Consider the following 12,808-nt stretch of genomic DNA (forward strand, 5'->3'; position numbering starts at 1 on the left):
GGGTCACCCCCCGTCCGACTCGTCGAAGACACTGACGTCCTCGCGGTGAGCGGTGACACAGACCCGTTCCCCGGGGCGGGGCGGGGTCGCGGCGGTCTCGATCCGCAGGGGCGGTGTGCCGGGGGCGGCGCCGTCCAGGCGGACGGTGATGCGGGTGAGTGAGCCGACGTAGACGGCCGTCTCGACCGTGCCGGAACAACAGCTCTCCTCGGCACTGACCAGGCGCAGCTTGCCCGGGCGGACCGCCGCCCGCACCCGCTGGCCCGGCGCGCACGGGTGGGCGCGGGCTTTCAGCACACCGCCGGTGTCCAGACGGACCGGGGTGGATCCGTCAGCGGTCGTCTCCTCGACCTTGCCGGTGAGGAAGTTCGCCGCGCCGAGGAAGTCGGCCACGAACGGGGTGCGGGGGTGCTCGAAAAGGCCGCGCGGCGTGTCGAACTGCTCGATACGGCCGTCCTTCATGATGGCGATGCGATCCGACAGGACCAGGGCTTCTTCCTGGTCGTGCGTCACATAGATGACGGTCAGGCCCAGTTCACGCTGGATGGACTTGATCTCGGTCTGCATCTGATCGCGCAGCTTCTTGTCCAGCGCGCCCAGAGGTTCGTCCATCAGGACGATCGGGGGGCGGTAGACCAGGACCCGGCACAGGGCGACGCGCTGCTGCTGGCCGCCGGACAGCTCACGGGGCTTGCGGCCGGCGAACTTCGACAGCCCGGCCGCCTCCAGGGTCTCGCCCACCCGGCGGCGGATCTCCGCCTTCGCCACCCCGCGCAGGGTGAGCGGGAAGGCGACGTTCTCCGCGACGGTCATGTGGGGGAAGAGGAGGTACTGCTGGAATACGAAACCGAAGTCGCGCTTGCCCGGGTTGAGAGCCGTGATGTCGCGCCCGTCCACCTCGATGGTGCCGGAGTCGGGCTCGGTGAAACCGGCCAGCATCATCAGCGTGGTGGTCTTGCCGGAGCCGGAGGAGCCCAGGAAGGTGACGAACTCACCCGCCGCGATCTCCATGTCGACCCCGTCGACCACCGTCGTCCCGCTGTAGGACTTCCGCAGGCCCGCCACCGACAGCGACTTGCCCGTCGGAGCGTTGGACCGCGGCGCCAGGACGGCGGCGAGATCGTCAGCCGACAGCTTCCCGGCGGTGAGACTGTTGGTCCGCTCAGGCATCCGCCCACTCCTGCCAGCGCTTGGTGACCGCCTGCAGGTTCTCGTCCCACCAGGCGACATCGGTGTCGAACCCGGTCTTGAGGTTCTGCGGCGAGGTCGGCAGGGTGGCCAGGACGTCCTCCGACAGGAGCTTGGTGGCGGCGGGGACGACGGGGCCCTGAGGGAAGAGCTTGGCGAAGGCGGCCTGCACCTCGGGACGCAGCGAGAAGTCCATCAGCTCATAGGCGGCGTCGGTGTTGTCCGCGCCCTTCGGGATGCCCCAGCCGTTGGTCAGGCGGCGCGCGCCCTTCCACTGGTAGGCGACCGGCTGCCCCTGCTTGATGAGTTCGTCCGCCCGGCCGCTCCACAGGCTGGTCATGACGACTTCCTTGCGGCCCAGCAGGACCGCCGGGAGGGCGCCGGTGTTCCAGAACTTCTTCACGCCGCCGCGGATGCGCGACATCGACGCGAACGCCCGGTCCACGTCCAGCGGGTACAGCTTGTCCAGCGGGACGCCATCGGCGATCAGCGCGAACTCCAGCTCCGGGTAGTCCGCTTCGACGCTCTGCAGCGAGCGCGGGCCGCTGAACCTGTCCGTGTTCCAGAAGTCCGCCCAGCCCTGCGGGGCACGCTTCAGGCTGTCCGTGCGGTAGGCCATCAGGCTCGCCCAGACGTTCTTGCCGACCGCGTGCTCCGGCAGGTGATGCTCCGCGATCCCGGCGCCCTTGACGCTCTTCAGCCGGTCGTGGTCCACCGGCTCCAGACAGTCGAGCCGGGCCATCTTCTGGAAGATCAGCAGTGTGTTGTCCATCAGGTCGACCTGCGGACGGCCCTGCTTGACCTGGGCGATGACCTGTGCCGACTGGTAGTTGACCGTGGTGACCGTGATGCCGGTCTCCTTGGTGAAGGGCTCGTAGATCGCCTTGGTCAGCGCGTCGTTGTAGGCGCCACCGCTGTTGCTGACGACCAGCCGCTTCTTTCCGCCACTCGATGAGGTGCGGCTCTCGCCGCTACCCATGAGGGATCCGCATCCGGTCACTGCCGAGGCAGCGGCCAGAGCTGCTGCGGTACGGAGTACGGTTCTGCGTCCTATCCGGTTGTCTTCCATGGCGGTGCCTCCTGAAGATCGCTGGAGATTCGGGGAATCCGTGCGGGAGTGAGGGGTCGGGTCAGATGCCGAGCATCGTGTTGAGCTCGTCCAGCGACTTCACGGGCACGTAGTCGTAGCCGTGGGTGACGGGGTCGTAGCCGCGGTCCAGGAGGATCAGGTTGCGGAAGCCCATGTCGTGCATCGGCATCAGGTCGTAGCGGGTGTGCGAGGAGACGTGCACGAAGTCCTCGGGGGAGGCGTCGAGCTGGTCGAGCATGTACTCGAAGGCGGCGTAGCGGGGCTTGTAGAAGCCGGCCTGCTCCGCGGTGTAGACCGCGTGGAAGTCCGCGCCGAGCCGGGGGACGCTCTCCGCGAGGAAGGTGTCGTCGGCGTTGGAGAAGATCACCAGCTTGTAGTGCTCCCCCATCTTCTTCAGCGGTTCCGGCACGTCGGCGTGCGGGCCCCAGCTGCGCACGCCGTCGGCGAACCGCTTGCCGGCGTCCGGGGCGGCCTTCAGGCCCCACTTGCGGCAGACCCGCTCGAAGGAGTCCTGCAGCACCTCCTCGTAGGCGTAGTACTCGCCGCGGACCTGGTCGTAGCGGTAGCCGCGGAACTCCCGGACGAACTGGTCCCATTGCTCGGCGGGGATCCGGTCGCCGACCAGCTCACGCGTGATGGGGGTGATCGGGAATTCGATCAGCGTGCCGTAGCAGTCGAACGAGACGTACTTCGGACGGAACGAGGGGTTGCTCATGAGAGTGCTCCACATGTGTTCGGGGAGGTGTGTGCCGGGAGGGGTGTGTTCGGGAGGTGTGTGCGGGGAGGCGTGAGCGGGGAACGGAAGCGGGGTCGGCCGGTGCTCAGACGGTGGCGGCCGGTGCGAGGAAGCCGACGGGATGGTCCGTCGTGCCGTCGAGTGCCAGGTCGGCGGCGATCTCGCCCATGGCGGGCGAGAGTTTGAAGCCGCTGCCGGAGAATCCGGCCATGACGATGATGTCGTCCTCGCCGGGGAGATGGCCGACGAGCGGGTTTCCGGAGTCGGTGTAGCCCTCCATGTAGACCGCCAGCCGGATGGGGTCGGGGTTCAGATCGGGCATCAGCTCGCCGATGAGCTCACGGAAGGTGGCGAGTTCCTCCGGCCGGACCGTGCGGTCGAGCCGCTCGGGGTCGGGGACCGGCAGATACCGGGCGTAGGACAGGCCCAGCTTGACCGAGATGCCGTCGGGCGAGGGGAGTCCGTAGCAGTCGTGGGGTGTGCTGCGGACGAAGGCGGGGCCGCCGCCCGCGAACCAGTCGTGGCGGGTGGGGATGTGCCAGGAGCTGATCAGCCGGCGGATGTCGACGGCGCGCGGCAGGTCGGGGAGCAGGGTGTTGATCCAGGGGCCCGCGGTCACCACCGCGGTGTCCACGTGATCCGTGCCCTGGTCGGTGACGATGTGCACTCCCCCGCCTGCCGCGGGTGCGATCTCCCGCACCGGTGTGTAGCGGCGCAGTCGGGCGCCCAGCTGCTCGGCGCGGGTGGCGGCGGCCTGGATCGACGCCTCGGGCCGGATGATGGCGCCCATCCGGTCGAGGACTGCGGTGTGCCCGTCCGGGAGGCGGTGTTGCGGGTAGCGGCGGGCGAGTTCCTCCCGGTCCAGTACCTCGTGGTCCAGCCCGTGGGTGGAGCTGGCGGCGAGGAGGAGGCGCATGGAGGGCGAGGTGGTCTCGCCCATCACCAGGCATCCGCTGCGGCGTCGCAGCGGGAGACCCGTTTCGCGCTGGAGTCCGGTCCACATCCGCTCCGCGAGCCCCAGCAGGGGAACGTAGCCGGGGTCGCCGAGGTGCACGGCGCGGAAGATGCGGGTCTCGCCCCCGGCCGCGCCCCGGTCGTGTCCCGGCGCGTACCGGTCGTAGCCGATGACCTCGGCTCCGCGGGCGGCCAGTCGCCACATGGCCTGGCTGCCCATGCTGCCGGCGCCGATGACGGCGACGCGCTTCGGGGTGCGGCGCATGAAGTCGCTCCTTTCGCCAGAGGGTGGCAGGGGTGGCGGTTGAGTCCCCAGCACCGGGCGGACACCGTGCGGACTCTTCCCGTCCGTGCCCCGCTGGGGATGGCGTTCACTTTCGACCCGGACGAACATGCAGGTCAACCCACACTCTGTTCCACCTCGCGGCCTTCTCGAGACGGTCTGTCACGGCGGATGTCCACGCTTCGGAAAGTGCGAGCCCCCCTCTTGTCACCGCGAGGGGCCGGTGCGAGGGTGACCCCGATCCCTCGGAAGAAAGCACCCTCTATGCCGCCCAGACCCCCCGTAAGCAGGCACTTCCCCACCATCACGGAGGTTCTTCGTCTGCCTGTGCTCACGGAAGGGATGCCGCGCGTTCTGGCCGGTGCGTCACAGCTGGACCGTGCGGTGCGCTGGGTCCATGTCACCGAACTGCTCAATCCCGCAGACTTCCTCGAGGGCGGTGAGCTGGTGCTGACGACCGGCATGCCGTACCCGGAGGACCCCTCCAAGCTGCGGGACTACGTCGATCAGCTCGCCGACGTCGGCGCGGCCGGCCTGATCGTGGAGCTCGGCCACCGCTACCGGAAGGTGCCCGAGGAACTGGTGGCGGCCTGCCGTGCCCGCGACGTGCCCCTCGTCGAGCTGGCCCGCGGGGTCCGTTTCATCGACGTCACGCAGACGGTGCACGCGCTCATCCTGGACGCCCAGGGTGCGCTGCTGCGCCGCGGGAGGGACATCCAGGACATATTCACCGCCCTGACGCTGCGGGGTGCGAGTCCCGAGGAGCTGGTGCACACCACCGCGGAGCTGACCGGAGCGCCGGTGGTGCTGGAGGATCTCACCCATCGCGTCCTGATGTGCGAACTGCTCGGCCGGCCGTACGAGCCGGTCGTGTCGGCCTGGGCCCGGCGCTCCCGGGCGGCGCCGACCCCGGAGAAGATCGCACCGAGCGGCCCGGAGGGGTGGCTGATCGCCCCCGTGCAGGACCATCACGGGCCGTGGGGGCGGCTGGTCCTGCTGGACAGCCGGCTGCACACCGAGCCCGACCCCGAACACGTCCTGGTCCTGGAGCGTGCGGCGGTCGCGCTGACCATGGCGCGTCTGGCCGGTCCGGCCTGGTGGGAGCGCCGGGCCCACCGCTCCGTGCTGCGGGACCTGTACGAACGGCGGTTCCGCTCCCCCGCCGACGCCCGTGCCCGCGCCGAGGCGCTGGGGTTGCCGGCGTTCGGGCACCGCCTCTTCGCCGTGGTCATCCGTCACACCCGGCACGGCGGCGAGGGCGAACAGCTCGACGAGCGGATCGCGAAGGCCCTGACCCAGACGGGCGTCCGCGCCCTGTGCGGCGAGACGGCTCCGGGCCGGATCGGCGTGCTCCTCGCCCTGGCACAGGCCAGCGCCTGGCAGCCGGTCGCCGAGCGGATCGGCCGTCTCGCCCGTGAGGAACTCGGCGAGGAGGCGGTGGTCGCCGTCGGCCCGGGGGTGACCGACCTCTCCGGGATCGCCCGGTCCTGGCAGGAGGCCGAGCAGACGGCCGAGGCCATCACCCCGGCATCCCCCGAGCGGTGGTTCTACGTCCCCGCCGATGTCGGGCTGCCCGAACTCCTGGGCGTCCTGCGCGAGGACACCCGCCTCCAGCGGTACGCGGAACGGCAGCTGTCCCGTCTCATCGAGCACGACGACCGCAACAGCGGCGACCTGCTGCCCGCGCTGCGCGCCCATCTGACGGCCGCCGGGAACAAGTCGGTCGCGGCGAAGCTGGCCGGCATGTCCCGGCAGGCCTACTACCAACGCCTCCACACCATCGAGCGACTCCTCGGCTGCGACCTGGAATCCGGCCTCCAGCGCACGTCCCTGCACGTCGCGGTGCTGGTCCTGGACGCGCGGGGAACGGCTGCACCCGGCACGTGACGGGCCTGTCGGCCGCCGCTCGGGAGTAGCCTGGCGGCCACCGTGTGCCAGGGAGACCTCTTGCGTACGTTCGTCGTGTTCGACCTCGAGTTCACGTCCTGGCAGGGGGCGCTGGAGCAGGACTGGGGGGCACCGGGGCAGCTTCGCGAGATCGTGCAGATCGGGGCGCTGCGGCTGCGCGAGGACTTCTCCGTAGCGGAGGAGTTCGAGGCACTGGTGCGGCCCGTGGTCAATCCACGGCTGTCCGCGTACTTCACCGGTCTCACCGGCATCGGCCAGGAGCAGGTGGACCGCGAGGGAGTGCCCCCTGCCGAGGCGCTGGGCGACTTCCTGGGCTTCTGCCGGGGGCAGACCGTCCTGTCCTACGGCAACGACATGGTCGTTCTCGGGGCGAACCTGGGCTGGGCGCGCGCCCGTGGGGAGAAGGTCGAGAACGGATTCCTGCCCGCCCATTTCCTGAACATCCGGCCGTGGCTGAACGCCCTGGCACCGGTGACCGCGACGTCCAACGTCGGGCGTCTGTGGCAGATGCTCGGCCTTCCCCGGCCCGCGGACGGGCGGGAACACTCCGCGCTCTTCGACTGCCGTTCCTTCGCCGCGGCCATCGCGCACCTGTGCCACGCGGGAGCGATGCTGCCCGAGGGGTGCCTGCCGCGCCCTTGAGGGGATGCGCTCCTCACGGGCCGTGATCGTCCGTGAGGAGCAGCCGGCACGTCTCCCCCGGCCGCATGCCGGTCGTGCGGTCGGGCAGGGCGATCTCGATCGGCGGGAGGCCGGACTGCGGCACGGTGATCTCCACCTGCCCGCTCGCCAGCCGCAGCCGGATGCCCCAATGGCCCCGGTAGCGGAGGGAGAACCCGTACGAGGACAGCTCCGGCAGCGGCACGGGGTCCAGCCACAGCGCCCCGCCGCGCGTCTCCAGGCCGGGCAGTCCCCGCTGGACCAGGTCGAGGGTGCCCGCCATGGCGCCGAGGTGGATGCCCTCGCCGGTGGTGCCGCCCTGGAGGTCGGCGACGTCGCCGCGCAGGGCCTCCTGGCAGTACTGCCAGGCCTCGGCGCGTCGGCACCGGGCCAGGACCCAGCCGTGGACCAGTCCGCTGAGGGTGGAGCCGTGGCTGGTGCGGGCCAGGTAGTGGTCGACGGTGCGCTGCCAGGTCTCCTCCTCCAGCCGGTGGCCCAACCGGCGGAAGAGCCGCTGGAGTTCGGACGGCGAGAAGAGGTAGCCGAGCATCAGTGCGTCGGCCTGCTTGGACGCCTTGTAGCGGTTGACGCTGTCGCCTTCGGCCTCCAGGAGCCGGTCCAGGCGCCGGATGTCGTCGTGGCGCTCGCGGTAGCCGTCCCAGTCGAGTTCGGCGAGGTCGCCGTAGCCCTCGAACTGGCTGATGATCCCGTCGTGGAAGGGGACGTGCAGCGTGCGGGAGACCTCTTCCCAGCGGTCCGGTTCACCGTCGTCCAGAGCGATGCGTTCGACGAGTTCGCGGCAGCGGGGCTCGGGCAGGGTGCGCAGCAGTTCCAGCGCGCGGGTGAGGACCCAGGCGGCCGTGACGTTGGTGTACGCGTTGTCGTCAAGGCCCGGCCGCTCGGCCCCCGGGTAGGCGTCGTGGTACTCGTCGGGTCCGACGACGCCCCGGATGCGGTGCCGTCCCAGGCTCTCGTCCCAGGTGGCCGAGTCGGCCCAGAAACGCGCGATCTGCAGCACCATCTCGGCACCCTTGGTGTGCAGGAACTCCGCGTCGCCGCTCGCCTCGCAGTACTGCCACACGTTGTACGCGATCGCCGAACCGACGTGGTGCTGGAGGTGGGTGTGGTCCGGCAGCCAGCGGCCGGAGCGGGGATTGAGATGCAGGCGCTGGGTCTCCTCTCGGCCGTCGCTGCCGCTCTGCCACGGGTACTGCGCGCCGCGGCGGCCCGTGTCCCGGGCCGCGGCGCGGGCTCGGTCCAGGCGCCGGTGGCGGTAGTGGAGCAGGCCGCGGGAGACCTCGGGGAAGTGCAGGTTGAGGTAGGGCAGGACGAACAGCTCGTCCCAGAAGACGTGCCCGCGGTAGGCCTCGCCGTGGAGCCCGCGGGCCGGTACGCCGACGTCCAGGTCGGCGGTGTGCGGGGACAGGGTCTGGAGCACGTGGAAGAGGTGCAGGCGCAGGATGACTCCGGCTTCTCCCGGGACGTCGAGTTCGGCGCGACGCCACAGTTGGTTCCACGCGATGCGGTGCGTTGCCAGCAGGCCGTCGAAGTCCGGTGCCGCAGACACCCGGTCCACGGCCGCCTGCAGCGGATCGCTGATCGCCGGGTCGTGTGAGGTGTGCAGCGCGACGGTCTTGTCGACGGTGGCGGTAGAGCCGGGGGCGAGGGACAGCGTGGTGCGCTGAACGGCGCGCGACGGTTCGTGCGCGTCCGTGACCGGAGCCCGGGCCGTCAGCCGGGCGGCCATGCCGATGCGGATGTCCGAGGTGCGGGTGCGGCAGCGCAGCCAGACCGTGCCGGGTACGGCGGTGCCGGTGTGCACGTGGGTCAGGTGGCGGCCGTCCAGGTCGCGGTAGCGCGGCACCCCGGCGTTGCCGACGGCCCCGTCGAGCCAGGCCTCGACCTCCAGCTCGCCGGTGCGGTCCTCGGTGGTGAACTCCGTGCGCAACGCCGCGAGGTGCGGGTCGCGCATGTGCACCAGCCGCTGCTGCCGCAGGGACAGAACCCGCCCTTCGCCGAGGGCGTACCGGGTGCGGCGCTCCAGCAGGCCCGAGTCCAGGTGGAGGGTCTGGCGGTGGTCGAGGACGGCCGTGGCGTCGGGGGTGAGCCAGGGCCCGCCCGGGACGCGGAAGCGCAGCGGGAGCCAGTTGGGGAGGTTGACCAGGTCCTCGTTCTCGACGCGGCGTCCCGCGACCTCGGAGGTGAGCCGGTTGTAGCAGCCCGCCGCGTAGGTGCCCGGGTAGTGCACGTCGTCCGCCGCGCACTCGGGCAGGGCCCCGCGGGTGGCGAAGCAGCCGTTGCCCAGGGTGCACAGCGACTCCCGGAGCCGTTCCTCCGCGGGGCGGTATCCCTCGTACGCCCAGGTCCGGTCCGTCACGGGAGCGTCTCCGCCGGGACGCCCTGGGGCACGACGGCCACGGGGCACTCGGCGTGGTGCAGCAGGGTGTGGGCCACCGTGCCGAGCTGGAGCCCGAAGTGGCCCTGCCGGCGTCGGGCTCCGACCACGATCAGGTCGGCCGCGGCCGAGCGGTGCACCAGCACCTTGCGGGCCGGGCCCTCGACCACGGTGCGGTTCACCCGGACGCCGGGGTGAGCGGCCGAGGCGTCGCGGAGGAGTTCGTCGAGCTCGGCGCGGGCCCGCTCCTCGTGGCCCCGGTCGGACGCTTCGGCGGATGCGTGCGCGGGGCGGCGCCAGGCCCGGGCCGCGTCCAGGACGCACCCGCGGACCTCGGTCTCGCGGAAGGCGAAGCGCGCCGCTTCCCCGCCGGTGTCGGGGCTGCCGGCGCCGAGCAGGATCCGCTGGTGGGTACCGGCCAGGCCGGCCTTGTCGCCGCGCACCACGATGACCGGGCAGTGGGCCCGCGCCGCGACGGCCAGGCCGACGGAGCCGAGGAGCAGTCCCCGCAGCTCGCCGTGGCCCCGCGAGCCGGTGATCAGGGCGGTGGCGTTGTCGCCCTCCCGCAGGAGGGCGTCCGTCGCACCGGCGGGGACGACGTCGGTGGACACCTTCACGCCGGGATTGCGTCGCCCGGCGCGCTCCGCCGCGGAGGCGACGAGGTGGTCGGCCCGTACCTGCCCGGCGGGGCGGTCCGGACCGGTCGACGGGGTGAGGCCCTCGTACCGCTCCCAGAGGGAGCCGTGGACCAGCCGCAGGGGGAGGCCGTGCCGGGCCGCCTCGTCCACCGCCCAGTCGACCGCGGGCAGGCTGCCGTCCGATCCGTCGACCCCTACGACCAGCGGACGTTCCATCGTCATCGTTCCCACCGCCTCGTGCACGGCATGGTGCGGGCCCACTCTCACCGTCGCACCCGATTCAGCCGCTCGCGAGGGGGCGATCGGTCCCTCGTGAGGGCCGTTCGGCCCGTGGTGCGCCGAACGACCCGGATCCAGGCTGAAATCGGCGGCCCGAGGCGCCCCGGCACACCGAGGAGCACGGCGCTGCACGACGGACTCGCCGTCCGACCGGGCGGGAGCTGAAGGGAGCCGGGCGATGACCTCCACCACCAACCTGTCCACGGGCCTCACAGCCGGGCATCGCGAGCGGCTGATGAGCGTGGCCCGCGAGGTGTCTGTCGACACGGGCACCCGCATCTTCGAGGAAGGGCGGCGCGCCGACCGCTTCTGGATCGTGCGGACCGGGACGGTCGCGCTCGACCTCCGTGTCCCCGGCCGGCGGGCGGCTGTCGTCGAGTCCCTCGGCCACGGGGAGCTGATCGGCTGGTCGTGGCACTTCCCGCCGCACGTGTGGCATCTGGGCGCGGAGGCGATGAGCCCGGTGCGGGCCTGGGAGTTCGACGCGGAGGCGGTACGGGCGATGTGCGCGCGGGAGCCCGAGTTCGGCCGTGCGATCGCGGACTGGGTCGGCCGGGTGGTCGCCCACCGGCTGCACGCGTCGCGTGTCCGGTTGCTCGATCTGTACGCCCCCTACGGCAGCGGAAGCCGCATGTGAGGGACGGCCCCGCCGGCCCGGCCCCGCCGGCCCGGCCCCGCTCCGTCCGCCTCACGGCCGGGGGCCGGGTCGGGCGGGCGGCCTGTCGCGGCGGGGCACCCGCGGTCAGGCCACCGTGATCCGGCGCCCGGTGACGGCGACGGGCTCGACACGCAGCCACAGGTCACGCCGGCCTCCCGCCCAGGGTGTGCTGAAGGCCTGCTCTTCGAGACGGGCGACCTCGTCCGGATCGGTCACCGTCGTCGCGGGGCCCCGCACCAGCACGCTCCAGCCCTCGCTGAACGCTTCGTCGATGCGGTCGGCTTCGAAGGCGACCTGGTGGCCGTCCGCCTGTGCCGGGGTCGTGCCGGGCTCGGTGCGGAAGACGATCCCGCCCTCGACGACGCTGTAGTTCACCGGTACGACGACCGGCCCGGAATCCGTGGGCACGGCGAGGCGTCCGACCCCGTGGGTCGACAGCAGGGAGCGGCACTCGGCCTCGGTCAGCTCCGTGAACCGGGGCGTCTGGGCGGCCCGCCCGAGTCCGGGTGGCAGCTCGGTGTCGCCACCGGTCAGGTGCCACACCGTGGTCTTCAGCGCTCCCGCCAGCCGCAGGAGGGAGCCCGCGCCCGGGTCGGCCGTCGGCCGCTCCTCCAGGTACTGGAGGTAGGCGGGCGCCATGCCCGCCCGGGTCGCCGCCTCCTGCCGGCTCAGGCCGAGTTCCGTGCGCCGCTGGGTGATCCGCCGCCCGAGGTCACCCATCGGGCGTCCTTCGACGGCATGCGACGAGGCCCGTTCGGTCATGACCCGTCACCTCTCTCCTTCGTCAGGCCGCCCGGTAGGGGACGACTTCCTCATGCGGCTCCTCGCCCAGGACGACCTTGAGCGCCCCGGTGTCGGCGGCCCGGGCGAAGACGTCGTACGCCTCCTCCATGCGGGTCAGCGGGAAGGTGTGCGTGACCAGCTGCCCGGTGGGCAGGCGCCCCGCGGCCGCCATCCGGAGCAGAGTGGGGGTGGAGTACGTGTCCACCAGTCCTGTGGTGATGGTGACGTTCTTGATCCACAGGTCTTCCAGATGGAGGGTCACGGGCCTGCCGTGCACGCCGACGTTGGCGACATGGCCGCCGGGCCGCACCATGCGCGTGCACAGCTCGAACGTCTCCGGCAGGCCGACCGCTTCGACGACCACGTCCGCGCCCAGTCCGTCGGTGAGGTCCTCGACCAGCTGTTCAGGGACCTCCCGGGCGTCCGCCACCGCGTCCGCGCCGAGGTGCCTGGCCGCTTCCAGCCGCGCGGCGGCGAGGTCGACCGCGACGATGCGTTCCGGAGCGAACAGCCGGGCGGTCGCGACCGCTGCGAGCCCGACGGGGCCGGCGCCCACGACGGCGACGGTGTCGCCCGGCCGCACGTGCCCGTTGAGCACGCCGACCTCGTAGGAGGTCGGGAAGATGTCGGCCAGCAGCACGGCGTCCTCGCTGTCCAGGGCGCTGGGCAGCGGGTGCGCCGAGAGATCCGCGAAGGGCACGCGGACGTACTCGGCCTGGGTGCCGTCGACCAGGTGGCCCAGGATCCAGCCTCCGCCGCCCCGGCACTGGCCGTACATGCCCTGCCGGCAGGAGTGGCAGCGGCCGCAGGCGGTGATGCAGGAGACCAGCACCCGGTCGCCGGGCCGCACGGTGCGCACGTCACCGCCGACGTCGACGACCTCGCCGACCGCCTCGTGCCCCAGCACCGTGCCGGGGCGCACCTCGGGGACGTCGCCCTTGAGGATGTGCAGGTCCGTTCCGCAGATCGTGACGGCGTCGACGCGGACGATGGCGTCGGTCGGCTCCTTGACACCGGGATCCGGGACGTCCTCCCAGGCGGACTGTCCCGGGCCGTGGAACACGTAGGCCTTCATGGAGTTTCCACCTTCCTGGCACGGGCGGTTGTGACCGGTGTGCACCTCAGTTCCAGCTTGGCGCGGATCGGTGCGACGCGCTTGGGCCGGCCGGTCCCGTCCACGGGCCGACCGGGGTGTAGCGGGGCGGTCCGTCCGGGGTCCTGCGGATCCCTCCGTCC

Annotated in this window: 11 protein-coding genes; 3 read left to right on the top strand and 8 right to left on the bottom strand. The window is 71.9% G+C overall.

From position 1 onward, the window contains the following. Window positions 1–3: 3 nt before the first annotated feature. The 4 genes from HDC93_RS29365 to solA form a co-directional block, all read right to left on the bottom strand. A complete protein-coding gene (locus HDC93_RS29365) occupies window positions 4–1,170 on the bottom strand; it encodes an ABC transporter ATP-binding protein (protein ID WP_260419821.1) in 1,167 nt (388 codons plus the stop codon). Further along, window positions 1,163–2,167, bottom strand: coding sequence for an extracellular solute-binding protein (locus HDC93_RS29370; RefSeq protein ID WP_398986874.1), 1,005 nt, complete (start codon window positions 2,165–2,167; stop codon window positions 1,163–1,165). The genes HDC93_RS29365 and HDC93_RS29370 overlap by 8 nt, the downstream gene beginning before the upstream one ends. 151 nt (window positions 2,168–2,318) lie before the next feature. Then, window positions 2,319–2,993 carry a haloacid dehalogenase type II gene (locus HDC93_RS29375; protein ID WP_185013867.1) on the bottom strand — a complete coding sequence of 225 codons (675 nt, stop codon included), beginning with the start codon at window positions 2,991–2,993 and terminating at the stop codon, window positions 2,319–2,321. A 106-nt stretch (window positions 2,994–3,099) separates the two neighbouring features. Further along, window positions 3,100–4,233 (bottom strand): N-methyl-L-tryptophan oxidase, encoded by a 1,134-nt coding sequence (gene solA, locus HDC93_RS29380; RefSeq protein WP_185013868.1) that lies wholly within the window; start codon window positions 4,231–4,233, stop codon window positions 3,100–3,102. 282 nt (window positions 4,234–4,515) lie between these two features. Here solA and HDC93_RS29385 point away from each other — a divergent pair, with 282 nt between their 5' ends. Together HDC93_RS29385 and HDC93_RS29390 are read left to right on the top strand one after the other, a co-directional pair. Then, the gene (locus HDC93_RS29385; protein WP_185013869.1) at window positions 4,516–6,138 is read left to right on the top strand and encodes a PucR family transcriptional regulator ligand-binding domain-containing protein; all 1,623 of its coding nucleotides are present in this window, start codon (window positions 4,516–4,518) and stop codon (window positions 6,136–6,138) included. Window positions 6,139–6,198: 60 nt separating this feature from the next. Then, window positions 6,199–6,801 (top strand): 3'-5' exonuclease, encoded by a 603-nt coding sequence (locus HDC93_RS29390; RefSeq protein WP_185013870.1) that lies wholly within the window; start codon window positions 6,199–6,201, stop codon window positions 6,799–6,801. A 13-nt stretch (window positions 6,802–6,814) separates the two neighbouring features. Here the strand turns inward: HDC93_RS29390 and HDC93_RS29395 are convergent, their stop codons facing one another. Together HDC93_RS29395 and HDC93_RS29400 are read right to left on the bottom strand one after the other, a co-directional pair. After that, a complete protein-coding gene (locus HDC93_RS29395; RefSeq protein WP_185013871.1) occupies window positions 6,815–9,196 on the bottom strand; it encodes a glycoside hydrolase family 65 protein in 2,382 nt (793 codons plus the stop codon). Further along, window positions 9,193–10,068, bottom strand: coding sequence for a universal stress protein (locus HDC93_RS29400; RefSeq protein ID WP_185013897.1), 876 nt, complete (start codon window positions 10,066–10,068; stop codon window positions 9,193–9,195). The genes HDC93_RS29395 and HDC93_RS29400 overlap by 4 nt, the downstream gene beginning before the upstream one ends. 241 nt (window positions 10,069–10,309) lie before the next feature. On the opposite strand from HDC93_RS29400, the gene HDC93_RS29405 reads away from it, so the two are divergent. Continuing rightward, a complete protein-coding gene (locus tag HDC93_RS29405; protein ID WP_185013872.1) occupies window positions 10,310–10,768 on the top strand; it encodes a cyclic nucleotide-binding domain-containing protein in 459 nt (152 codons plus the stop codon). Window positions 10,769–10,873: 105 nt separating this feature from the next. Here the strand turns inward: HDC93_RS29405 and HDC93_RS29410 are convergent, their stop codons facing one another. Next, window positions 10,874–11,551 carry a pyridoxamine 5'-phosphate oxidase family protein gene (locus HDC93_RS29410; protein ID WP_185013873.1) on the bottom strand — a complete coding sequence of 226 codons (678 nt, stop codon included), beginning with the start codon at window positions 11,549–11,551 and terminating at the stop codon, window positions 10,874–10,876. Between the two features lie 22 nt (window positions 11,552–11,573). Continuing rightward, on the bottom strand, window positions 11,574–12,647 hold the full coding sequence (locus tag HDC93_RS29415; RefSeq protein WP_185013874.1) for a zinc-dependent alcohol dehydrogenase family protein: 1,074 nt from the start codon (window positions 12,645–12,647) through the stop codon (window positions 11,574–11,576). Between the last annotated feature and the right edge of the window lie 161 nt (window positions 12,648–12,808).

The sequence above is a fragment of the Streptomyces sp. AK010 genome, from assembly GCF_014207295.1.
Lineage (GTDB): Bacteria > Actinomycetota > Actinomycetes > Streptomycetales > Streptomycetaceae > Streptomyces > Streptomyces massasporeus.